This window comes from Serratia sp. OS31, assembly GCF_014164835.1.
Lineage (GTDB): Bacteria > Pseudomonadota > Gammaproteobacteria > Enterobacterales > Enterobacteriaceae > Serratia > Serratia liquefaciens_A.
Window position 1 is genome coordinate 174,597 of sequence record NZ_JACJFQ010000007.1, and the last position, 24,097, is coordinate 198,693.

General features: G+C 56.0%; 21 protein-coding genes. 9 read left to right on the forward strand and 12 right to left on the reverse strand.

The window, feature by feature from the left end; genetic code table 11:
- Positions 1-3: 3 nt before the first annotated feature.
- Positions 4-2,382 carry a phosphoenolpyruvate synthase gene (gene ppsA, locus H5P17_RS08965; RefSeq protein WP_182822435.1) on the reverse strand — a complete coding sequence of 793 codons (2,379 nt, stop codon included), beginning with the start codon at positions 2,380-2,382 and terminating at the stop codon, positions 4-6.
- A 532-nt stretch (positions 2,383-2,914) separates the two neighbouring features.
- Here ppsA and H5P17_RS08970 point away from each other — a divergent pair.
- The 9 genes from H5P17_RS08970 (at position 2,915) to H5P17_RS09010 (ending at position 11,762) form a co-directional block, all read left to right on the forward strand.
- Positions 2,915-3,736: a pyruvate, water dikinase regulatory protein gene (locus tag H5P17_RS08970; protein ID WP_044550522.1), complete on the forward strand. Its 822-nt coding sequence runs from the start codon at positions 2,915-2,917 to the stop codon at positions 3,734-3,736.
- A 194-nt stretch (positions 3,737-3,930) separates the two neighbouring features.
- Positions 3,931-4,977 (forward strand): 3-deoxy-7-phosphoheptulonate synthase, encoded by a 1,047-nt coding sequence (locus H5P17_RS08975; protein WP_044550519.1) that lies wholly within the window; start codon positions 3,931-3,933, stop codon positions 4,975-4,977.
- A 102-nt stretch (positions 4,978-5,079) separates the two neighbouring features.
- On the forward strand, positions 5,080-5,565 hold the full coding sequence (locus tag H5P17_RS08980; RefSeq protein WP_182822437.1) for a glutathione peroxidase: 486 nt from the start codon (positions 5,080-5,082) through the stop codon (positions 5,563-5,565).
- A 168-nt stretch (positions 5,566-5,733) separates the two neighbouring features.
- Positions 5,734-5,919, forward strand: coding sequence for a hemin uptake protein HemP (gene hemP / locus H5P17_RS08985; protein ID WP_044550514.1), 186 nt, complete (start codon positions 5,734-5,736; stop codon positions 5,917-5,919).
- Positions 5,920-6,012: 93 nt separating this feature from the next.
- The gene (locus tag H5P17_RS08990; RefSeq protein WP_182822441.1) at positions 6,013-8,055 is read left to right on the forward strand and encodes a TonB-dependent hemoglobin/transferrin/lactoferrin family receptor; all 2,043 of its coding nucleotides are present in this window, start codon (positions 6,013-6,015) and stop codon (positions 8,053-8,055) included.
- Between the two features lie 63 nt (positions 8,056-8,118).
- The gene (locus H5P17_RS08995) at positions 8,119-9,153 is read left to right on the forward strand and encodes a hemin-degrading factor (protein WP_044550508.1); all 1,035 of its coding nucleotides are present in this window, start codon (positions 8,119-8,121) and stop codon (positions 9,151-9,153) included.
- Positions 9,150-9,980, forward strand: a complete 831-nt coding sequence (locus H5P17_RS09000; protein ID WP_182822442.1) for a hemin ABC transporter substrate-binding protein — start codon at positions 9,150-9,152, stop codon at positions 9,978-9,980. Before H5P17_RS08995 ends, H5P17_RS09000 begins: the two co-directional genes overlap by 4 nt.
- Entirely contained in the window at positions 9,980-10,984 is a 1,005-nt protein-coding gene (locus H5P17_RS09005; RefSeq protein WP_044550503.1) for an iron ABC transporter permease, read from the forward strand. Before H5P17_RS09000 ends, H5P17_RS09005 begins: the two co-directional genes overlap by 1 nt.
- Complete coding sequence (locus H5P17_RS09010) at positions 10,977-11,762, forward strand: heme ABC transporter ATP-binding protein (RefSeq protein WP_182822444.1); 786 nt, start codon at positions 10,977-10,979, stop codon at positions 11,760-11,762. Before H5P17_RS09005 ends, H5P17_RS09010 begins: the two co-directional genes overlap by 8 nt.
- A gap of 55 nt (positions 11,763-11,817) precedes the next feature.
- Here H5P17_RS09010 and H5P17_RS09015 read toward each other — a convergent pair whose 3' ends face one another.
- From H5P17_RS09015 to arnB, 11 genes are all read right to left on the reverse strand, one after another.
- Entirely contained in the window at positions 11,818-13,260 is a 1,443-nt protein-coding gene (locus H5P17_RS09015) for a protein adenylyltransferase SelO (RefSeq protein ID WP_182822446.1), read from the reverse strand.
- A 246-nt stretch (positions 13,261-13,506) separates the two neighbouring features.
- Positions 13,507-14,244: an EAL domain-containing protein gene (locus tag H5P17_RS09020; RefSeq protein ID WP_182822448.1), complete on the reverse strand. Its 738-nt coding sequence runs from the start codon at positions 14,242-14,244 to the stop codon at positions 13,507-13,509.
- 552 nt (positions 14,245-14,796) lie between these two features.
- Complete coding sequence (locus H5P17_RS09025) at positions 14,797-15,810, reverse strand: lipoate--protein ligase A (RefSeq protein ID WP_182822450.1); 1,014 nt, start codon at positions 15,808-15,810, stop codon at positions 14,797-14,799.
- A 57-nt stretch (positions 15,811-15,867) separates the two neighbouring features.
- Positions 15,868-16,332: an NlpC/P60 family protein gene (locus H5P17_RS09030; protein ID WP_041414519.1), complete on the reverse strand. Its 465-nt coding sequence runs from the start codon at positions 16,330-16,332 to the stop codon at positions 15,868-15,870.
- Between the two features lie 174 nt (positions 16,333-16,506).
- Entirely contained in the window at positions 16,507-16,899 is a 393-nt protein-coding gene (gene arnF / locus H5P17_RS09035; RefSeq protein WP_182822451.1) for a 4-amino-4-deoxy-L-arabinose-phosphoundecaprenol flippase subunit ArnF, read from the reverse strand.
- The gene (gene arnE / locus H5P17_RS09040) at positions 16,896-17,243 is read right to left on the reverse strand and encodes a 4-amino-4-deoxy-L-arabinose-phosphoundecaprenol flippase subunit ArnE (RefSeq protein ID WP_044550490.1); all 348 of its coding nucleotides are present in this window, start codon (positions 17,241-17,243) and stop codon (positions 16,896-16,898) included. Before arnE ends, arnF begins: the two co-directional genes overlap by 4 nt.
- Entirely contained in the window at positions 17,240-18,904 is a 1,665-nt protein-coding gene (arnT, locus tag H5P17_RS09045) for a lipid IV(A) 4-amino-4-deoxy-L-arabinosyltransferase (RefSeq protein ID WP_182822453.1), read from the reverse strand. The genes arnE and arnT overlap by 4 nt, the downstream gene beginning before the upstream one ends.
- Positions 18,901-19,806 (reverse strand): 4-deoxy-4-formamido-L-arabinose-phosphoundecaprenol deformylase, encoded by a 906-nt coding sequence (gene arnD / locus H5P17_RS09050; protein WP_182822455.1) that lies wholly within the window; start codon positions 19,804-19,806, stop codon positions 18,901-18,903. The genes arnT and arnD overlap by 4 nt, the downstream gene beginning before the upstream one ends.
- A complete protein-coding gene (gene arnA / locus H5P17_RS09055) occupies positions 19,803-21,785 on the reverse strand; it encodes a bifunctional UDP-4-amino-4-deoxy-L-arabinose formyltransferase/UDP-glucuronic acid oxidase ArnA (protein WP_044552912.1) in 1,983 nt (660 codons plus the stop codon). Before arnA ends, arnD begins: the two co-directional genes overlap by 4 nt.
- The gene (gene arnC, locus H5P17_RS09060; protein WP_044550484.1) at positions 21,785-22,765 is read right to left on the reverse strand and encodes an undecaprenyl-phosphate 4-deoxy-4-formamido-L-arabinose transferase; all 981 of its coding nucleotides are present in this window, start codon (positions 22,763-22,765) and stop codon (positions 21,785-21,787) included. The genes arnA and arnC overlap by 1 nt, the downstream gene beginning before the upstream one ends.
- Positions 22,752-23,906: a UDP-4-amino-4-deoxy-L-arabinose aminotransferase gene (arnB, locus tag H5P17_RS09065; protein WP_182822457.1), complete on the reverse strand. Its 1,155-nt coding sequence runs from the start codon at positions 23,904-23,906 to the stop codon at positions 22,752-22,754. Before arnB ends, arnC begins: the two co-directional genes overlap by 14 nt.
- Between the last annotated feature and the right edge of the window lie 191 nt (positions 23,907-24,097).

A 24,097-nucleotide genomic window follows, 5' to 3' on the forward strand; every position in this document is an offset into this window, starting at 1 on the left:
GAATTACTTTTTCTTCGACAGATTAACCCAGGTTTGCACCACGGTGTCCGGGTTGAGCGACAGGCTGTCAATGCCCTGCTCCATCAACCACTCGGCGAAGTCCTCATGATCGGAAGGCCCCTGCCCGCAAATCCCGACGTATTTGCCATGACGCTTGGCCGCCTGAATCGCCATCGACAGCAGTGCCTTGACCGCCTCGTTGCGCTCGTCAAACAGTTCAGACACCACGCCAGAATCGCGATCCAGGCCCAGCGTCAGCTGAGTCATGTCGTTGGAGCCGATGGAGAAGCCGTCGAAGTGCTCCAGGAACTGATCGGCCAACAGGGCATTGGACGGGATTTCGCACATCATGATCACTTTCAGGCCGTTTTCACCGCGTTTGAGCCCCTGGCGCGCCAATTCGGCGACTACCGCTTCCGCCTGCGCTACGGTGCGAACGAAAGGCACCATGATTTCGACGTTGGTCAGGCCCATTTCATTACGCACGCGTTTTACCGCGTCGCATTCCATCGCGAAACAATCGCGGAAGCTGTCGGCCACATAACGGCCGGCGCCACGGAAGCCCAGCATCGGGTTCTCTTCATGCGGCTCGTATTTCTCACCGCCCACCAGATTGGCATATTCGTTGGACTTGAAGTCAGACAGGCGCACAATCACCCGCTTCGGCCAGAATGCCGCGCCCAGCGTGGCGATCCCTTCCGTCAGGCGGCCCACATAGAACTCGACCGGATGGTCATAGCCCTGCATCAGCGCCTTGATCTCCTGCTGCAGCTCCGGAGTCTGCTGGTCGAACTCCAGCAACGCCCTCGGGTGCACGCCAATCATGCGGTTGATGATAAATTCCAGCCGGGCCAGGCCCACGCCTTCGTTTGGCAAGCGCGCGAAATCAAAAGCACGGTCGGGGTTGCCGACGTTCATCATGATTTTCAATGGCAGTTCAGGCAGCTCGGTCACTTCGGAACTCTGCACGCTAAAGTCGAGCATATCGCTGTACACAAAGCCGGTATCGCCCTCTGCGCAGGAAACGGTCACCTTCTGGCCGGCTTTCAGCAGGTCGGTGGCGTTACCACAGCCCACCACGGCAGGAATGCCGAGCTCGCGCGCGATGATCGCCGCGTGGCAGGTACGGCCGCCGCGGTTGGTGACGATCGCCGCCGCTTTTTTCATGATCGGTTCCCAGTCCGGGTCGGTCATGTCCGTCACCAGCACGTCGCCTGGCTCAATAAGATCCATTTCGCTGATGTTGTGGATGACTTTTACCGGACCTGCACCAATGCGGTGGCCGATTGCGCGTCCTTCCACCAGCACCGGGCTGTTGCCGTTAAGCTGGTAACGCTCCATCGTCTGTTCGTTGGAACGCACGGTTTCCGGACGGGCCTGCACAATCAGCAGTTTGCCGGTATGACCGTCTTTGGCCCACTCGATATCCATCGGGCGGCCGTAGTGTTTTTCGATCAGCAGTGCTTGATGCGCCAGGCCCTGTACTTCTTCGTCGGTCAGAGAGAAACGATTGCGTTGCTGCTCTGGCACGTCTTCAATTTGTACCTGTTTGCCGTGATCCTGCGAAGGTGCGTAGACCATACGGATTTTCTTCGAACCGAGATTACGACGCACGATAGCCGGCTTGCCTTTCAGCAGCGTCGGTTTATGCACGTAGAACTCGTCAGGGTTTACCGCGCCCTGCACCACCATTTCACCCAGGCCGAAGGCGGAGGTGATAAACACCACCTGATCAAAACCGGATTCAGTATCGATGGTGAACATCACGCCGGAAGACGCCAGGTCAGAGCGCACCATCCGCTGCACGCCGGCCGACAAGGCCACGCCGCGGTGATCGTACCCCTGATGCACGCGGTAAGAGATGGCTCGGTCGTTAAACAGTGAGGCATACACGTGCTTGATCGCCACCATCACGGCGTCGATGCCCTGCACGTTGAGGAAGGTTTCCTGCTGGCCGGCAAAGGAGGCGTCCGGCATGTCTTCTGCGGTAGCGGAGGAGCGTACGGCAAAAGAGGCTTCCGGCTCACCCTCGGCCAGCTGCTGGTAAGCCAGGTTTATTTCGCGTTCAAATTCTGCGTGGAACGGCGTGTCGATAACCCATTGACGGATTTGCGCGCCGGCCTTGGTCAGTTGGGCAATGTCGTCAACGTCAGTTTGATCCAGTAACTGATAGATGCGCTGGTTAACACCGCTTTGCTCGAGGAAATCGTTAAACGCCTGCGCGGTGGTGGCAAAACCGTTTGGCACGGCGACGCCCAAATCGGAAAGATTGGTGATCATTTCACCGAGGGAGGCATTTTTGCCGCCGACACGGTCAACGTCGTGCATGCCGAGCTGGTTGTACCAAAGCACATTACGCAAGTCTGGGCCATTGTTGGACATCGAGACAATCCTTATTGCTATCAGTAGGGTATAGACGGATTTAATTCGCTTGCTTTCTCAGCGCCGCTAAAACGGTGCCGAATCAGACTAGCACAATGATCCATAGGAAATGGAAAGGTGAATCGATCAACCCGGCGAAGAAAATGGATTTTAGGAAAACTTCCTGAAATGAAAAATGAGGATGGAATCGTTCCCTGTCGCACTAATAGCTTAAAACTCAACAAATTAAATAATTTTTAAACTTGAGTTTTAAAAACCCTGTTTTTCATCATGACTTTGGTGAAAATAACATCGCCCTGGCGAACAATTCCTCAAGAAAAAGAAACCTCCATTTTTCATAAAATTTAAAATAGCGTTTCAATCAATAACGCTTCGACGAAAGCTTATTCCCTTATCGTCAAAATTAATCGACGACTCTGCCCTCACTATCACATTTTTTTTGCCCGCCCCTTTACCGCTCGATCATCTCAAGCCCATGATAAGAGCAAGCAGGCGCGATAACTGCATCACCGTTTCAGGTAAGGAGCCTCGGGTGGAAAGAAGCGTTTTTTATATTTCGGATGGCACGGCGATCACCGCCGAGGTTTTGGGCCACGCCGTGCTGTCACAATTTCCGGTGAAGGCCACAACCTTTACGTTGCCCTTTGTCGAAACCGAGGCGCGAGCAAGGGGAGTCTGTCAGCAGATTAACGATATCTATCAAGAGACCGGCGTGCGGCCACTGGTGTTTTACTCGATCATTTCGCCGGAAGTACGCAAAGTCATCACCCAGAGCGAAGGGTTCTGTCAGGATATTGTCCAGGCACTGGTCGGTCCGCTGCAGGGCGAACTGGAGGTGGAGCCCACCCCGGTCCCGAATCGTACACACGGCCTGACGGCCAGCAACCTCGGTAAATACGACGCCCGTATCGCGGCTATTGATTACACGTTAGCCCACGATGACGGCATTTCGCTACGCAATCTCGACCAGGCTCAGGTGATTTTGCTTGGGGTTTCACGCTGTGGCAAAACCCCCACCAGCCTGTACCTGGCAATGCAATTCGGCATCCGCGCCGCCAACTACCCTTTTACCGCCGATGATATGGACAATTTACACCTTCCCGCCGCGCTGAAGCCGTTTCAGCACAAACTTTTCGGCCTGACGATCGACCCGGAGCGTTTGGCCGCCATCCGTGAAGAACGGCGCGAAAACAGCCGTTATGCTTCTATTCGCCAGTGTCGGATGGAGCTTGCCGAGGTGGAAGCGCTGTTCCGTAAGAACCAGATCCGTTATCTCAATACCACCAATTATTCGGTAGAAGAGATCTCGACCAAAATTCTGGACATTCTGGGCATGAGCCGCCGGATGTTCTAGCTTTCACGCGGTGGGCCGGTACCCTGCCGCGTGTTGATTATTTCTCCGCTGGCGACGTTTTTTGTGCTTTTTTTAGCGATTCTGATCAACAGAACACAGTTTCTCCGGTTGAATTCATCGGTTTTTACGTTATTGTGATCGCCATCACTTCCCGGCACTCCTGCCGCAGCGAAGAAAAGTCTTTAGAGAAAATCATGCACAAAACAGATGAACTGCGGACCGCGCGCATCGACAGCCTTGTCACGCCGCAAGAACTGGCGGAGAAGTTGCCGATCTCGGCGGAAATCGCAGATAACGTGACGGCCTCCCGGCAACGCATTGAAAAAATCCTGACCGGTGAAGATCGCCGCCTGCTGGTGGTTATCGGCCCATGCTCGATACACGATCTAGACGCCGCCGTAGACTATGCTGGCCGCCTGAACGCGCTACGCATTCGTTACCAGGATCGCCTGGAAATCGTGATGCGCACCTATTTTGAAAAACCGCGTACCGTGGTGGGCTGGAAAGGCCTGATCTCCGATCCGGCGCTGGATGGCAGCTTCCAGGTAAATCGTGGCATCGAAATGGCGCGTCGGCTGCTGCTGGAAGTGAACCAGCTTGGCCTGCCTACCGCTACCGAATTCCTCGATATGGTGGTCGGTCAATACATCGCCGACCTGATCAGTTGGGGCGCGATTGGCGCACGGACCACCGAAAGCCAGATCCACCGTGAGATGGCTTCGGCGCTCTCCTGCCCGGTGGGTTTCAAAAACGGTACCGACGGCAATACCCGCATCGCCATTGACGCTATCCGTGCGGCGCGCGCCGGGCATATGTTCCTGTCCCCGGACAAACACGGCCAGATGACTATCTATCAAACCAGCGGCAATCCTTACGGTCATATCATCATGCGCGGTGGCAAAACGCCGAACTATCATGCTACCGATATCGTTGCCGCCTGCGACAGCCTGCGTGAATTCGACCTGCCGGAACACCTGGTGATCGACTTCAGCCACGGCAACTGCCAGAAACTGCATCGCCGCCAGTTGGAAGTGGCAGAAAATGTTTGCCAGCAAATCCGTGCCGGTTCCGCTGCCGTAACCGGCGTGATGGCGGAAAGCTTCCTGGTGGAAGGCACCCAGAAAATTGTGGCCGGTCAGCCGCTCACCTACGGTCAGTCAATTACCGATCCTTGCCTGAGCTGGGCCGACAGCGAACAGCTGCTGGCCATGCTGGCGGATGCGGTAGATACCCGCTTCTGATGCCAAAGCCGGGGCGCCCGTCCCGGCTTTTTCTCCTGTCACCCGCTCATCTATACTGTTAGCAATGCTCGCATTCCCCTGAAAAGGATTTGGAACCTCGATATGATCCACTCACTGTTATCCATCCCCTGCGTCACCCTGCAAGGGGAACACAAAACGCTGGGGGACTTCCCCGCCCGAGCCTATCTGGTGGTTAACACCGCCAGCAAATGCGGTTTTACGCCGCAGTACCGCGGGCTGGAAAACCTGTGGCAGTATTACCGCGAACGAGGGCTGATGGTGCTGGGCTTTCCCTGCAATCAGTTCGGTTCACAAGAGCCCGGCAATCCCCTGGAGATCGCCAACTTCTGCACCCTGAACTACGGCGTCAGTTTCCCGCTGTTCAGTAAGGTTGACGTCAATGGCCCGGGTGCACATCCGCTGTTCAACGAATTGAAACGCCTCGCTCCGGGCGTACTGGGCAGCCAGCGAATCAAATGGAACTTCACCAAATTCCTGTTGACCGCCGACGGCCAGAGGGTGAAACGCTTCGCGCCGATCACCAAACCCGAGCGCCTGTTTGACCGTATCGAAACCCTGCTGAAATAACCTTGTTTTAGACGGGCTGAGCCCCTTCAGCCCCTGTCACCTCCCCTTCCTGCAAAAAGGTTCCATCGGTAAGAAAATTTTCCTTGATGTAACCTTTCGTTCACATGATAATGATTCTCACTTTGATATTAATTACTATTTAACGGTCTGTTTTATAAACACATGACGATGGATAATCACAATCACAATGTCCCCGCCAAAGCCGCTAGCCCCGCGGCGAGTGGCCTGACCTCGCCTCCTTGCTACGACAGCGCGCAGCTACTTGATGCAGACGGCGTGGCGATCATCATCCATCAGGGCCAGCGTTATCAGCTGCGGCAGACCAAAGCCGGGAAATTGATCCTGACCAAATAACACCCATCCCTCAACGCCAGCCACCCCGATCGATGTTGATCCAGGCAGCCAGCAAATCTATTGATATGTTAAAAACATACGGAGAGTTGCGACATGCCTCTGATCCCTTACACCCGGCTGCGTTTATCCGCATTGAGTCTGGCGATTGCCTGCGCTCTGCCGACGGTGACTTTTGCACAAACCAACCACACGGCTTCTTCTTCCAGCGATGTGTCGGCTAAAACGGACAAAGCCAGCGACGAAACCCTGACTGTCGCTGCCACCGGTAACGCACGCAGCAGCTTTGAAGCGCCAATGATGGTCACCGTGATCGAAGGCAATAGCCCTGAAAGCCAGACCGCCACCAGCGCCGCCGACATGCTGCGCCGCGTGCCGGGTATTACCGTTAATGGCACCGGCCGCAGCAACGGTCAGGACGTCTCCATGCGCGGCTACGGTAAAAACGGCGTACTGACGCTGGTAGACGGTATCCGTCAGGGCACCGATACCGGCCACATCGGCGGTACCTTCCTGGATCCGGCACTGGTAAAACGCATTGAAGTGGTACGCGGCCCTTCGGCCCTGCTGTACGGCAGCGGCGCACTGGGCGGCGTCATTGCTTATGAAACCGTGGATGCCGCCGATCTGCTGCTGCCAGGCCATGACACCGGGTTCCGGGTTTACGGCACCGCCGGCAGCGGCGATCACAGCCTGGGTATGGGTGCCAGCGCCTACGGCAAGGCCGACAACCTCGACGGCCTGCTGTCATTCGGCACCCGCGACGTTGGCGATTTGCGCCAGGGCAACGGTTTTGACGCGCCCAACGACGAGACCATCAGCAATGTGCTGGCCAAAGGCACCTGGAAGATTGACGATGCCCAATCGTTGAGCGGCGATTTGCGCTATTACAATAACAGCGCCCGCGAACCCAAAAACCCGCAGGATCCGGACTACTCCAGCAGCAATCCGATGACCAACCGCTCTACCATTCAGCGCGATGCGGCATTGAGCTATAAAGTAAAACCGCTGGATCAGGCGTGGCTGGACGCCGACGTCAAGGTGTACACCTCCGAGGTCAAAATCAACGCCCACAACGCGGCGTCAACGGATGAATTCCGCAAACAAACCACCAACGGGGCCAAGCTGGAGAACCGTACCCGCCTGTTTGCCGACAGCTTTGCTTCGCACCTGCTGACCTACGGCTCGGAAAGCTACCAGCAAAAACAACATCCTGGCGGCGCTACCACCAGCTTCCCACAGGCGAAAATCAACTTCGCTTCCGGCTGGATGCAGGACGAAATCACGCTGCGTGATATTCCTGTCACCCTGCTGGCCGGCACCCGCTACGATAACTATAAGGGCAGCAGCCAGGGCCACGACGACGTCGATGCCGACAAGTGGTCATCCCGTGGCGCACTGACTTATTCGCCAACCGACTGGCTGATGCTGTTCGGCTCCTATTCACAGGCCTTCCGCGCCCCTACCATGGGCGAAATGTACAATGATTCGCGCCACTTCCCCGGCAACTATTGGGTGCCAAACCCTAATCTGAGACCGGAAACCACCAGCACCGCCGAGTACGGTTTCGGTCTGCGTTTTGACGATCTGTTGATGGCCGGCGATAACCTGCAGTTTAAAGCCAGTTACTTCGATACCGACGCCAAGGACTACATCAGCCTGTATGTCACCCGTACCCAGACGACCTCGCAAAATATCTCACGCGCTAAAATTTGGGGCTGGGATACGTCCCTGAGCTACCAAACGCAGTGGTTTAATTGGGATCTGGCTTACAACCGCACGCGCGGCAAGGATAAGTCGCGCAGCGGGGAACTGAACGGCAACAGCGGAGAGTGGCTGAGCGACATCAACCCGGATACCGTCACCAGTTCATTAGACGTTCCGTTGGGTGAAACCGGCCTGTCTACCGGCTGGGTTGCGACCTTTGCCGAACGATCCACTCACGTGGCCACCGGCACGCCGGAGCAAGGCGGCTACGGCGTCAACGATTTCTACCTGAGCTATAAAGGCCGCGATCGTCTGCAGGGCGTCACCACCACCGTGGTGCTGGGCAACGCCTTCGACAAAGAATACTACTCGCCGCAGGGCATTCCGCAGGATGGCCGCAACGCCAAACTGCTGGTCAGCTACCAGTGGTAACGTTTTAAGTCCGGCGGGCAACCCGAATGCCCGCCGATTGAACCTCACACAGGAGAACTATCTATGAGCAATACCCTCTATGAACGCTACCAGCAGGCCAAAATTGATAACCCAGGCAAATATGCGCGCGATCTGGCCGAGCTGCTGGGCGTCAGCGAAGCGGAACTGACCCATGCTCGCGTTGGTCAGGATACCCGTCGCCTGCAGGCCGATGCCCGTACCCTGCTGACCGAGCTGGAGCAGGTTGGCGTCACCAAATCCATCACCCGTAACAGCTACGCGGTGCACGAACAGATGGGACGCTACCTCAACCAACACCTGAACGGCCACGCGGGGCTGATCCTCAACCCACGCGAGTTGGATTTGCGGCTGTTCCTCAACCAGTGGGCCAGCGCCTTCGCGATGAGCGAAACCAACAAGCGCGGTGTACGTCACAGCATTCAGTTCTTCGATCATCAGGGTGACGCGTTGCATAAGGTGTACACCACCGACGAAACCGACCTGGCGGCCTGGATGGCACTGGTGGAACGCCACCTGAGTGCAGAAAATCCGGCGTTGGAACTGAAAGCCCCGGACGCCACCGTCAGTAACGCCGCGCCGGACAACGAAAAGATCGACCGCGAATGGCGTGAAATGACCGACGTTCACCAGTTCTTCCAGTTGTTAAGCCGCAATAAGCTGACGCGTCAGCAGGCCTTCAAGGCCGTCGGCAACGATTTGGCCTACCGGGTGGATAACAGTGCCCTGTCCCAGTTGCTCAACGCAGCGTTGGGCCTGCAAAACGAAATCATGATTTTTGTCGGCAACCGTGGTTGCGTGCAGATCTTCACCGGTCAGATCGAGCGTCTGATGCCGCAGGAAGGCTGGATTAACGTGTTTAACCGTCGTTTCACCCTGCACCTGATCGAAGACGCCATTGCCGAAAGCTGGATCACCCGCAAGCCGACCAAAGACGGCTTTGTCACCAGCCTGGAGCTGTTTGCCGCGGACGGCACGCAAATCGCCCAGCTTTACGGCCAGCGTACCGAAGGCCAACCGGAACAAACCCAGTGGCGTGAGCAGGTTGCCGCGCTTGAACCCAAGGACATTGCCGCATGAAACCCTCATTGCCCCGTCGCCTGGCGTTGTGCATTGCGCTGGCGTTACCCTTCACCGCTGCGGCGGCGGAACGGATTGTCTCGATAGGCGGTGACGTCACCGAAATTGCCTTCGCACTCGGCGCGGGCGATGAAGTGATTGCGCGAGACAGCACCAGTCTGCAGCCGGAAGCCGTCAAAAAGCTGCCGGATGTCGGCTACATGCGTCAGCTCAATGCCGAAGGTATTCTGGCATTGAAACCCTCTCTGGTGCTGACGACAGAACTAGCCGAACCGGCGCTGGTGCTCAAACAGCTGGAAGAAAGCGGCGTTAAGGTCGTGCGTATTCCGGGCGATACCACGTTGCAAAGCGTGCCGGAGAAAATCGAGGTGATCGCCAATGCGTTGCAGCGCACCGAGCAAGGCAAAAAGCTGAGCGAACGGTATCAGCAACAGCTGGCGGCGGTAAAAACCGATGCTCTGCCGGTCAAGGTCCTGTTCGTCATGAGCCACGGGGGCATTACGCCGATGGCCGCTGGGCAGCACACTGCTGCCGACGCGGTCATCACGGCCGCAGGCTTGAAAAATGCGATGCAGGGATTCAGTCGCTATCGTCCGCTGTCGCAGGAAGGCGTGATCGCCAGCGCGCCCGACCTGCTGTTGGTCACCACAGACGGCATAAAAACGCTCGGTGGCCAACAACAATTGTGGAACTTGCCGGGCGTCGCGCTCACGCCAGCGGGGAAAAACCACCGCGTGCTGGTGGTTGACGATATGGCTCTGCTGGGCTTTGGGCTGGAAACGCCGGCGGCGTTGGCCAAACTGCGCCACGCGGCGGAGCAAAAGTAATGCGCAGTCGCACTTCCCCACGCCTGGCGATTGCCAGCCTGCTGGTGTTACTGGCGCTGCTGGCGCTGGGGGCCGCCAATATGGGTGCGCTGACCCTGTCGTTCCGCACCCTGTGGCAACAGCCGTTCAGCGATACCGCCTGGCATATCTGGCTAAACATCCGCCTGCCGCGCGTACTGCTGGCGGTGGTGATCGGTTGTGCATTGGCGGTATCTGGCGCCGTGATGCAAGGGTTGTTTCGCAATCCGTTGGCCGATCCCAGCCTGCTGGGCATCAGCAGCGGCGGCGCGCTGTTTGTCGCGCTGATTATCGTGATGCCACTGGCGTTGCCCCCGGTGATTGCCCTGTACGGCCATATGCTGGCGGCGTTCCTCGGCAGCATGCTGGTGTCGCTGTTGATCTACGGTATCAGCCGTAGCGGTCACGGCAGCCTGTCGCGCCTGCTGCTGGCGGGGATTGCTATCAACGCCCTGTGCATGGCGGCGATTGGCGTGCTGTCTTATCTCAGCAACGACCAACAGCTACGTCAGTTTTCCCTGTGGATGATGGGCAGCCTTAGCCAGTCGCAGTGGCCGACGCTGGTGGTTTGCGCCTCCCTGATCCTGCCGGCCACCTTGCTGACCCTGCTACAGGCGCGTCGTCTGAACCTGTTGCAACTGGGGGATGAAGAAGCACATTACCTCGGGGTCAACGTCCAGCGCGCCAAGCTGCAACTGCTGTTGCTTAGCGCCTTGCTGATTGGCGCCTCGGTGGCGATGAGCGGCGTGATTGGCTTTATCGGTCTGGTGGTACCGCACCTGGTGCGTATGCGCCTCGGCGGCGATCACCGCTGGCTGCTGCCCTGCTCCGCGTTGGGCGGCGCCTGCCTGCTGTTGGTCAGCGACACGCTGGCCCGCACCCTGGTGGCGCCGGCAGAAATGCCGGTCGGGTTGATGACCAGTCTGATCGGCGGGCCTTACTTCTTATGGCTGGTCATGCGCCAGCGGGAGCGTGTGGGTGGATAACTCATCAAGCCTGACGGCGCAGCAATTACGTTACAGCCTGGGTTCACGCCGGCTGATCAACGACGTTTCGCTCAGCATCGCCAGCGGCGAGATGGTGGCGATCATCGGGCCAAACGGCGCAGGCAAGTCTACGCTGCTGCGGCTGTTAACCGGTTATCTGGCGCCGGGCTGTGGCGAATGCCAGTTGCTGGGCCAACCGCTCGAACAGTGGCAACCGCAGCAGTTGGCGAAGGTACGCGCGGTGATGCGCCAGCACAGTGATTTGGCCTTTCCCTTTACCGTTGAGGAAGTGGTCAGCATGGGACGCGCGCCGCACGGCAAACGCGATGCACGTCAAGCGGTGCAACAGGTGATGGCGCAAACCGACTGCCTTGAGCTGGCCCAACGTGATTATCGCCAACTTTCCGGCGGCGAGCAGCAGCGGGTACAGCTGGCCCGCGTGCTGGCGCAACTTTGGCAACCACAGCCCACACCGTCCTGGCTGTTCCTTGACGAACCGACTTCGGCACTGGATCTCTACCACCAGCAACATACGCTGAGGTTGCTGCGCACGCTTACGCGCCAACAGCCGATTGCGGTCTGTTGCGTGCTGCATGACCTCAACCTGGCCGCGCTGTATGCCGACCGCATTTTATTGCTGCATCAGGGGCAATTGGTCGCCTCGGGTACGCCGCAGCAGGTGTTGCAGGCAGAAATCCTCACCCGCTGGTATCAGGCTGATTTGGGAGTAGTGCATCATCCGGAAGTGGCGTTACCGCAGGTGTATTTGCGCCAGTAGTGGCTATACCGGGCGCGGTACTCTCCGCGCCCGTCATCCTTTCATTTCATTGCATTTAGCTCGAACAGGATATCTCCAGATGCTTGCCCCAATCCGGCGGCAATGCGGCGAGATCGTCATACTCCGGCGCGTCAGCAAACGGCGTCAACAAGGCCTGATGCAAGCGCGCCAGTTTGCTGACATCATCCCGTTCGGCACTTTCAATCGCCTGCTGCGCCAGATAGTTGCGCAGGATCAGCTTCGGGTTCACCGCCTTCATCGCCTGTTGACGCTCCGCGTCGCTCACCTGTTCTTGCTGCAAGCGCTGGCGGTATTGTTGGTACCAACTGTCGAACGCAGCGCGATCGATAAATTCATCACGCAGCGGCGACTGTGCCTGTTGCTGTTCGGTTTGGCTTAACAAACGGAAGGTTCGGCTGTAGTCCCGGCCCTCTTGCGCCATCAGGCTCAGCAGACCGGTAAGCAGATCGTTATCCTGCTGCGACGAGGTGAAGAAACCAAGCTTGGCACGCATCCGTTCCCCGTAAGCCCGCATCAGGGCTGGTTCATAGGCCGCCAGCGCCTGCTGCAGCTGTTCGGTACTCATCAGCCCGGACAGGGTCTGTGCCAGCCGATGGAGATTCCACAGCGCCACCGCCGGTTGATTATCGAAGGCATAACGCCCCTGATGATCGGAGTGGTTGCAAATATAGTCGGGCTTGTAGTCGTCGAGGAAGCCATAGGGGCCATAGTCGATGGTAAGACCAAGAATCGACATGTTATCGGTGTTCATTACGCCGTGAGCGAAACCGACGGTCTGCCAATGGGCGATGAGCCGCGCAGTGCGTTCGACCACGTCGGTAAACCACAGTAAGTAGCCCTCCGCCTGATCTTGCAACTGCGGCCAGTGACGGGCAATGACAAAATCGGCCAGTTGTTGCACCTGTTCCGGCTGCTTACGGTAATAAAAGTGCTCGAAGTGGCCGAAACGCACGTGGCTTTCCGCCACGCGTAGCAACATAGCGCCACGCTCAGGTTGTTCACGGTAAACCGGCTCTTCACTGGTCACAATGGTCAACGCACGGGTGGTTGGAATGCCCAGATGGTGCAGTGCCTCGGAGGCGAGGAACTCACGGATCGCCGAACGTAGTACCGCGCGGCCGTCGCCCATGCGTGAATAAGGCGTCAATCCCGCCCCTTTCAGGTGCCAGTCCATACTGCGACCATCTGCCAGGCGTTGTTCACCCAGCAAAATCCCCCTGCCATCGCCCAGTTGCCCAGCCCAGACGCCGAACTGGTGGCCACTGTAGACCTGCGCCAGCGGTCGCATGCCCGGCAGCAGCGTTTCACCCGCCCAAATCGGGGTTTTGTCCTGGGTAAACCAGCTTTCGTCCAGCCCCAGTTCGCGTGCCAGCGGTTCGCTGTGATACAGCAAACGAGCGCCTTTCAGCGGCGTGGGATTCAATTCGGTATAAAAACCGGCTAACTGATGTTGGTAAGCGTTTTCAAACTGCGGCATAGGCCCTCCGTTGCATCTAGTGTAGAGCTTGGGCGGGGTGATTAACACAGAGGAAATGCAGGGAGAACGCATCTGCCTGATACCTGGGCAGATGCGGGGATCAGCGTTTATGCCGAAACGGTTTGAATGCCTTTTTACGCTGAACGGAAAAATACCCGATCGGCGAGAAAATCATAATGAATAACAGCGCCGGAATCACAACTGACATCATCCAGTCCATTATTGGCTCCGTTGTGTGTAGTACTCTCAATTATTGTTATTGAACTCATCGGGTGTTACCCGTAACGCCGTCAGATTATCCACACCAACGCTGGGCCATAAAAAACCTTGCAGGCCAAAAACCCCGGCGTGTCTGAGCTTATTAAAATATTCCCTTTTCTCTATTCCTCCGACAATCACCCCTTTGCACAACAGATTGATATTTTTTAATAGCGAGTCAATGACCACGTCATATCCCTGATGGGTAAACAACTGCCAGTAAAAACGCTTGTCGATCTTCACGTAGTCGAACAACCCATCATACAAGGCGGTCAGGGTCGCCTGACCGGAGCCGAAATCATCCAACCACAGCGAAAACAATTCGCTTAGCCGGAGGATCTTTGGATTGTTCTTGCCGGCCGACAGATTCGGAAAACCCTCACTGATTTCAAAAGCAATAAATGACCATTGCCTGATACGATCACAGAGTTGACCGTCAGCGAGAATCAAATCGACCAGGGTTTCTTCAATATTAAGCGTCAACAAAACGTCGTTTTCGACAAACCAGGGTGCATTCTGTTCTGCCAGTTTCAATTGCTCATTAAATAACTCAATCTTTTGCTCAGCGGTCAGTAAATTAATCCCAATGTCAGCCGGCATAGCCAAATCACCGTCCAGACTATTAAAGCGGTTCAAAATTTCCACCGCTAACAGCCTGCCCTCCATTGAGTAAACAGGTTGAAAAACATAGCTACTAATAAAGTCAGCTTCGAATTGTATTTTCATTTCAATGCCACAGGCTGAATGGCGAGCATCTCATCGTATATCAATATATTTTATCGATCAATCCCTCTGAGATTAATCGGAAATATCAATGCAAATAGTGATAACTTATCATTTAATTGATAGATTAAAGCTATGTTGCGTTCACTTGGCGCAGAATCAAAACCAATTTGGCTTAAGGCAAAATTGCCGTAATCTCACTGAATTCAAGCCGTATTTAGGTTAAGTAATATAGTCACACTGAAAATTTGGCTTATCGCTATTGTTTTCATTAAAGAAATTCTTAAGTGCATCTAAATATCAATTAAGCATGAAATCTGCACAAGCGCAAGCCTGTCGCCAACTGATTAAATTTAATAACACATCAATTCCGTACGTTATTCTTTGCATTGAAACAGCAAAAAAATGCACACCTTGATTTATGGGAAATTCATGCTACCCGCTATTGAGGTGGATTTCGGCAGCAGAAAGCCGACAACAACAATAAAGCGGAGCAAACTTGCGGCATAAAAAAAGGATGACAACCGTCATCCCTTGATATTTAAAGCGTGGTTATTATTTGATCGTTTCGACCAGCCATTGCCGCAGCTCGGCTAACTCGGCAGCCTGCTCCGGGTACTGAGCTATCAGCTTGTCGCAGCACTCAGCCAAGGCTTCACTGCGATAAGCGCAGCCCACCAGCATCTCTGCCAATCGCTGCAGCGGTGCCGGACTAAGGCTGTCGGTGAAAATCTGCGACCGGCAGATAAGGCCTTTCTCTACGTCAAAGAAGATATCCACCCCACCCCAAACAAAGCGTTCATTCAACAAATGGCTAAATGCCGGCGCCTTGCCGAAATTCCATTCCCAACTGCTCTGTTTGGCAAACTGCGCGGCAAAATCCGGCAGGTCGGGATAAACATCCGGTGAGATGATTTCCGCCGTGGCGGTCTCGCCATAGTGGTCGAAAAAGGCCTGAGTCACCGCATCGCAAACCTGCTGGTGAGTGATGTCAGGCTTAAATTCCACCAGGTTGGCCACGCGGGAGCGTACCGAGGTGATGCCTTTGGCCTGCAGCTTTTTGGGATCCGGATTAAGATAATTTGTCAGACGGTTAAGATCGGCATTCAGCAGCAAGGTGCCATGGTGAAATCCGCGATCCTGCGTTTCCCGATAGGCCGAGCCGGAGATTTTACGCACGCCTTCCGGCGTTTCGATCACCAGATCATTACGGCCCGACGCCGTGGCAGAAATACCCAACTGCGCCAACGCCTGCAAAATGATGCCGGTGGAAAGGGTTTTGTCGTAACCCGGTTTACCCGCCATAAAGGTAAAGCAGGTGTTGCCCAAATCGTGAAATACCGCCCCACCGCCGCTACTGCGACGAGCCAGGCGAATGCCATCCTGCTCCATTCGCCGGGTGTTGCACTCTTTCCACGGGTTTTGTGATTGGCCTATGACCACCGTTTCGGCATTGCGCCATAAGAACAGGATTTTCTGCGTGGTCATTTCGCGGAAGATGCACTCTTCCACGGCCAGATTAAACCAGGGGTCGTAAGAATCGGAAATCAGTAAGCGTAAGTTATTCATGGCGGTTCCCGTCAAGCACGTGATACCGCCATGATACACCAAATCAACAGCTTAAGATTAAATGCGCCGCGCCTGCCAGTAGGCTTTCTTCCAATACACGTTGTCCAGCGAGGAGCGCATCACGCCACGGCTGGTGGAGGCATGAATAAACTGATCGTTGGTATCATAAATGCCAACGTGCAAACCGTTCTCACCGCCGCCGGTTTTGAAAAACACCAGATCGCCCGGCATCAGCTCATCGCGCGAAACTTTGGTTCCCAGCGAGGTTTGTTCCACCGTCGAACGGGGTAATTGCATATCGAAACGGTCGCGGAAGGTGCGATAAACGAAACCGGAGCAGTCGACGCCGCCGCGATCCACCCCACCGTAACGATAAGGTGCGCCGTACCATTGACGCAGTTGCTCATTCAACTGAGCCACCACCACGATAGAGTCCGCCAACCGACCGCTGGGCGGCGGTGCATGGCTGCTGCAACCGGCAAGAATTAAACTGGCTAATAAAAACCAAATACGCATCCGCATAATATCCCTTCATTGAACAGGTTGCCGCAGCATGCCGCCCGGTAAAAGTATACCGCCTGCGAGGCAAAGCCGGCACCCCATAAGGAAAGCGCTATTTGGGGCTAATTTATCCCCCAGTAGGGGAAAAAGGCAAGCGCGGTGAAGGAGATAATCGCAGTGGCGCCACTTTTTGCGCTAATGAGGCGTTTTTACCTTGGCCTGGCTGTTAATCAGCCACACGCCAAACAGGATAAACAGCGTTCCCAACGTTTTCAACAGGGTGGCGGATTCGTTAAACCACGGCAGGATCACCGCGGCCAGGTACACCAGCGCATAGCTCACACTCAGCAATGGGTAAGCGCGGTTTAGCGGAAGATGATGCAGTGCGAAGAACCAGCACAGCATGGACAGCGCATAGCCAAAAATACCGCCGCTGACCGCCAGTAACGGCACCCAGTATTGGGCAAACAGGCTTAGCGTAACGTCGGCAAACGACATCAATGGGATCTGCGCCATGCCCCATTTCATCAGCAGTTGCGCCAACGTAACCAGCAGCACGCTGGCCGCGCCCCAGGCGTAACCTCTCATGGATTGATACTCATCAGCAGGATCCCCAGCATGATCGACGCCACGCCGCACCAATGGCGTGCGGTGGTGGGTTCTTTAAACAACCATCGGGCAGCCAATGTCACCAACACAAAATTCAGGCTGAGCGTCGGATAAGCCAGGCTGAGCGGCAAACGTTGCAGCACGTTGAGCCAGACCGCCATGCCCAACCCCAGCAACAGCACCGCCAGTATCAGCCAGCGCAGCGTCACCCCCCGCCTCACGTCGGGGGGCAATTGCCAGCTTTGGGCCGCTTGTTTCTGGCACAGCTGCCCACCACAGGTGAGCAGACTGACCACCAGCACCAGCAAGTAGCCGACTATCATGGCTGCTGTTGGTACCAAAGCAGCGCCAAGCGGTTCATCTCAACCACTTTGTCCGCTGCCGGCAAGTTTTGCGGCACGTGATCTCCTCTCGACAGTTGTAATACCAATGAGACGTCGCCCTGTTTGCGCGCCTGCGCCAGCCACTGTGGGAAATCGGCATCGCTGATGAAATGGCTACGGGCATCCGGATAGGCCAGGCCATAAGCCACCTCACCTTTCTCGCTGAACATCAGCACGTCGCTACGCTTCAACTCCCAGGCCAGCCCTGCCGCTACCCCTGCGCTGTCGGTCAATACGTAACGACTGTGGCCCAACTGCGCCATATTCGCGCTGATAAAGTTTTGCGGCAGCTTGGAATCAGTGACCTGCTGCGGAATGGCGTAACCCACCAGCAAGCACAGCAGTAGCGGACAAGCCGCTGCCCAGCGCCAGCGTTGCGCATTATTACGCGCCGACACTATGGCAAATAACAGCCAACCGCCGAACATAATAATGCCGATGACGATCTTCGGCCACTCCTGCGCCTCGAACAGCTTCACCTTCGGCAGCAATCCTGAACCCAGCACCAGCAGCGCCACCACGCAAATCAAACCAAACAATCCGTTCAACAATGCGTTGACCTTGAACATTTTACTGCGCAAGGTTGCCGCATAGTCCTCGGCGTAAGCGGCCATCAACAGCGCCAACGGTGCCATGCACGGTAAAATATAGGTCGGCAGTTTGCCTTTGGCGATGCTGAAAAAGATCAGCGGCATCATCACCCAACTCAGCAGGAAGAACAGCTCCGGTCGCTGCACGCGCTCACGCCACCCCTTGAGCAAGGATCCCGGTAACAACGCCAGCCATGGCAACACCGCCGCCATCAAAATCGGAATGTAATACCAGAACGGCGCTTTGTGCTGAGCGTTATCCTCGGCGAAGCGCTGAATATGCTCCACCCAGAAGAAATAGTTCCAGAAGTCCGGCTCACGTTCAGCAATGGCCAGTGCCCAAGGCAGGCTAAGCAATATCGCGGTCAGGATCGCCAGCGGGCCGTAGATTAACAAATCTTTGATCCGCCGCTGCTGAATGACTATCGGGATCACTGCGATCACCGGTACCGCCAGCGCCAGGAACCCCTTGGTCATAAAGCCCATGCCGCAGGCCAGCCCCAGCAGCACGTAGCCGCCCAGTTTGCCCTTGACCGTGGTGGCTTTCAGCGTCAGGTAATAACTGACCATGGCCGCCGCCAGCCACAGGGAAATCATCGGATCCAGCACGCTGTACGTGCCGATGCTGAACACCAGCACCATCGACAGGAAAATCAGCGTCGCCAGGCTGGCACGGCGTGCGTTGCGCCACATCAGCATCGCCAGCGCGAACACCAGCACGGCGGTCATGCCGGTACTGAATACCGAGCCAAAACGCACCGCGAAGTTGGTATCGCCAAACAGCCACTGGCTGATGTTGTTGAACCAATACCCGGCAACCGGCTTTTCAAAATAACGCAGCCCAAGCAGATGCGGCACTACCCAGTCGCCGCGTTGCAGCATTTCACGGCTGATCTCGGCGTAGCGAGTTTCATCCGGCTGCCACAGCAGGCGACCATTGAGGGGGATCAGGTAAACCAGAGCAAAAAAAATGGCCAACACAATGGCCCAGGATCCTTTTAGCGCCTTCATGAATCGTCCTTCACATCGGTTTGACAGCCCAGCCAACCTTCGCGGCCAGGGAAAGGAGCACGCTCGACGCGGCCCAATGGCAATGACGCCAAATCTTGTGGCAACAAGGTGCTTAACGGACAGAATTCTATGCCCTGCCGCTGCGCCCGCTGCAGTAACTGCTCAAACATCGCCGCCTGTGACATCCCCTCTACCTCGGTATGAATGGTGTATACCGGCACGCCACGGTCGTTTTCAATCGCCTGTAAAATATAATCGTTGAAGTCGGCCATGCTGACCTCGCTGCCGATCACCTCATCAAAGGTCGGCAACGTCACCGGGATCTGCACGGTGCCCACTCGGCCATCGCTTAACACCGGACGGAACGGATGGGTACCGCGACAATCGCTGTTGTAGTGAAAACCGAAACGCTGCTTCACTTCCAGCACCCGCGTATCCGCACGCCAACCGGCAACGGCCGAGCATTTTACCGGCAGCCCGGTACTGGTGGTCAGCGCATCCACACCCAGCTGCACCTGTTGCGTCAGTTGCGCCTCAGACCAACGGCCGACTTTGGCTTGCCAACCCTGATGATCCCAGGCGTGCAGGCCCACTTCATGCCCTGCCTGCGCCGTGAGCTTCATCAATGGCCCCAGGGCACGGGCGATATTACGCCCCGGCCAGGCGGTGCCGGCCAGCAGAATATCCCAGCCGTAGAGCGACGCGGCATTCGAGCGCAGCATTTTCCACAGGAACTTCGGACGTAAAAGGCGCCACAGATGGCGCCCCATATTGTCCGGCCCTACGCTGAAGAAGAAACTGGCCTGAATGTTGTACTTGTCGAACAACTCCAGCAACTGCGGTACCCCTTCACGGGTACCGCTGAAAGTATCTACATCAACTCGCAGACCGACTTTCTTCATGCACCGTCACCTTCCTGAACGGTGGTACGCAAGAAGTAGTCCAGGGTATCGGCAACGGTTTGCTGCATCGCGATGGTCGGCTGCCAGTCCAGCAGGCGGCGGGCATTCTTGATGCTTGGTGTACGGTGCTCAACGTCCTGATAACCCTTGCCGTAATAGCTGCTGCTTTCGACATCCTTAAAGCCGGCAAACGGTGGGAAACGGTCGCGCAACGGGTGATTATTGAAGCTTTCGAGCAGCATTTCCGCCAGTTCGCGGATGCTGGCCTCGTTGGTCGGGTTACCGATGTTGACGATTTGGCCGTCACACAGACCATCGCGGTTTTCGATGATGCGGAACAGCGCTTCAATACCGTCGTTGATATCGGTAAAGCAGCGTTTTTGCGCCCCGCCGTCCATCAGTTTGATCGGCGAACCTTCGACCAGATTGAGGATCAACTGGGTGATGGCGCGGGAAGAACCAATGCGCGCTGCATCCAGGTTATCCAGGCGCGGCCCCATCCAGTTAAACGGACGGAACAGCGTGAACTTCAACCCTTCCTTGGCACCATAGGCCCAGATCACTCGGTCAAGCAGCTGCTTGGACACCGAGTAGATCCAGCGTTGTTTGTTGATGGGTCCGACGATCAGGCGGGAATGATCTTCGTCGAATTCCTTGTCGTCGCACATGCCGTACACTTCGGAAGTGGACGGGAAGATGATGCGCTTGTTGTATTTCACGCAGTCACGAACGATTTTCAGGTTTTCTTCAAAATCCAACTCGAACACGCGCAGTGGATTGCGGGTGTATTCGATCGGGGTGGCGATAGCCACCAGCGGCAGAACGACATCACATTTTTTGATGTGATATTCGATCCACTCGGAATGGATGCTGATATCCCCTTCCACAAAGTGGAAACGTGGGTTATCCAGGAAGCGGCTAATGGCATCAGAACCGATATCCAAACCGTAAATATCGTAACGGTCGTCACGCAGCAGGCGCTCGGTCAGGTGGTTACCGATAAAGCCGTTAACGCCGAGGATCAGTACGCGGGTACGGCGCTTCATCACTGCGTTGGGCTTGGCGGCCAGACGGACGTCGGTGACGATGCCCATTTCCTGTGCCAGACGGCTACCCTGTACGTACAGGCCAGCATCGTTTTGACCGGCAACGATTTCCAGTGCACCTTCACCGCAGGCAATAACCAGCGGCGAAGTGCTGAGCACGGTACCGGGTTGTTTGTCATGCTGTGCATCCAGCACACGAGCGCGCCAGACAATCAGTTTACGCTGGCCGAGATAGCTGAAAGCGCCAGGGTAAGGCTCGGTCACTGCGCGGATCAGGTTATTGATTTCCTGCGCGGATTTGTGCCACAGGATCTCGCCGTCTGCCGCTGTCCGACGACCAAAGTAGCTGGCTTCAGCTTCGTTTTGTGCGGTGAATGAAGCCGTACCGTTTTTCAACTTCGGCAATTCGTCTTTCAGCAGCGCTTGCGCCGCCTCCAGCACTTTCTTGTGCAACGTCAGCGCAGTATCTTCAGCGGCGATCGCCACTTTGCGTTGGCCGACGATGTCACCGGCGTCCGGGCGCTTGACCATTTTGTGCAGCGTAGCGCCGGTTTCTGTTTCGCCGTTCACCAGCGCCCAGTTCACCGGTGCACGGCCACGGTAACGAGGCAGCAGTGAGCCGTGCAGGTTGAAACCGCCAAGCGGCGCCAGCGACAGGAGTTCGTCGCTCAGCAGATTACGGTAATAGAAGGAGAAAATGATGTCCGGCTGCAGCTGGCGAATACGCTCGATCCACAGCGGGTGGTTTACGTCCTCCGGCGCATAGACCGGCAACTCCAATTCTGCACCCACACGGGCAACGGAGGAGAAGAAGTTGTTCTCACCAGGATCGTCGGTATGCGTGAATACTGCTTGAACGTCATAGCCTGCGTCAGTCAGCGCTTTCAGGCCTGCGCAGCCAATATCATGGTAAGCAAATACAATAGCTTTCATCATTCTTCTTCCTGAGTATTGTGGTTCGGCTGTTCACCGACCACTTTCTGAACAAAATAACGGGGACGAGCGCGCACGTCGGTATAGATGCGACCGATGTACTCTCCCAACAAACCCATGCCGACAAATTGGGCACCAATAAAGGAAAACAGTACGGCAAACAGGGTGAACACCCCGCCGCCCGCCCATTCAGGGCCCATAATCAAACGCAGGGCGATCAGCAAGACCGCCAGCAGAAAACCTGAGAGCGCAATCACGCTGCCCACAACGCTCAGCAAACGCAGCGGCGTGGTGGTCAAACAGGTGATCAGGTCATACATCAGATTGATCAGCTTCATCAGGCTGTATTTTGAGTCGCCAAACTCGCGTTCTGCGTGCAGCACGTCGATTTCCGTGGTGCGTCGGGCGAAGGTGTTCGCCAAAATTGGAATAAAGGTGCTGCGCTCGTGGCAGTTCAGCATCGCCTCGATAATATGGCGGCGATAGGCGCGTAGCATGCAGCCGTAGTCGCCCATCGATTTACCGGTGGCGCGCTGGATCATCATATTGATGACGCGGGAAGCACTTTTGCGGAACCAGGAGTCCTGACGGTTGGCACGCACGGTGCCGACCACGTCGTAGCCCTCTTCTGCCACCCGCACCAGGCGCGGGATCTCTTCCGGCGGGTTTTGCAAATCGGCATCCAGCGTGATCACCAGATCGCCACTCACCTGATTGAAACCGGCCATGATCGCCGAGTGCTGCCCGTAGTTACGGTTCAGCAAGACCGCAATCACACAGCTGCCGGGCTGTTCGGCGGCGGCAGTCAACATATCGGCAGAATTGTCGCTGCTGCCGTCATCGACCAGGATAATTTCATAAGGCTGGGCCAGCTGTTTACAGGCGGCAGTGGTACGCTCAAGCAAGGCAGGCAAACTTTCCTGCTCGTTGTACACCGGGATCACCACCGAAACTTTTTTTATCGGTTCAACGCGAGACACGTAAAGACTCCACAACAGAAGACAAGGCTTTGACCACCCGATCAACATCGGCGTCGGTCATATCAGGGAATAGCGGCAAGGTGCATAAACGCGCCGAATTCCATTCGGTATTGGGCAAGGACAATTGCGGATAACGCTCACGGTAAAACTTCTGAGTATGCGCCGCGCGGAAATGCAGCCCGGTACCAATGCCCACCTCTTTCAGGCGTTCCATCAGTTGGTCGCGATCGATACCGCAACGTTCGGCGTCAACGCGCACCATAAACAGGTGCCAGGCGTGGTCATGCGGATAATCAGGCAACCCCAGCGGCAGGAAAGGTGAACCTTCCAGCGCAGTGAGATAACGCTGAGCCAGCGCTTTACGGCGGGCGTTCAACTGCGGCAGACGTGCCAACTGCACGACGGCGATAGCCGCGTGGATATCGGAAAGGTTGTATTTGTAGCCCGGCTCCACCACTTCGGCCTGCGGCTTGCGCCCCAGTTGCTGGCGGTCGAAAGCGTCAACGGCCAGACCGTGAAACTTCAAACAGCGTAGGCGATCCGCCAGTGCATCGTCGTCGGTGGCAATCAGACCACCTTCGGCACAGGTCAGGTTTTTAATCGCGTGGAACGAGAAGATTGCCGTTCCTCGCGCGCCAACCCATTCACCGTTGTAACGGGAGCCCACCGCATGAGCGGCGTCTTCAATCAGCGGCAGGTTATGGCGTTTGGCCACGTCTCGCAATGCGTCCATTTGCAGTGGCGCACCGGCATAATGCACCGGGACAATGGCTTTGGTTTTTGTCGTGATGGCGGCTTCAACATCCCTGGCATTGACCATCAACGTATCGCGGTCAACGTCGATCATTACCGGCGTGGCGCCGAGCAGTTCGATCATGTTAAGGGTTGAAACCCAAGTTTGTGAGGGAGTGATGACTTCATCGCCGGGGCCAATGCCCAGCGCCATCAGGGTGATATGCATGCCGGCGGTAGCGGAACAGACGGCGATGGCGTTTTTGCAGCCGAAGGTGGCGCAAAACTCACTTTCCAACTGCTGATTTTGCGGTCCGGTGGTGATCCAGCCTGAGCGCAGTACCTTTTCTACCGCCGCGATTTCTTCATCGCCAATCGCCGGGCGTGAGAAAGGTAAAAATTGATCCATAGTTAACCCCAAACGTATCAAATTTCTTTTAATGACACTGTAGATCTCTTTTATTTAACGAATATTAAACGCCAGAGAGAATCGTTCCCGGTGGATTAACTGCCAATGTACGGCCGCAAGCTTAACTAAACCTTAAGGCGAGATTAATTATCAGCGGACTATCTGATTTGCGAGGGCCATCATCATTATTT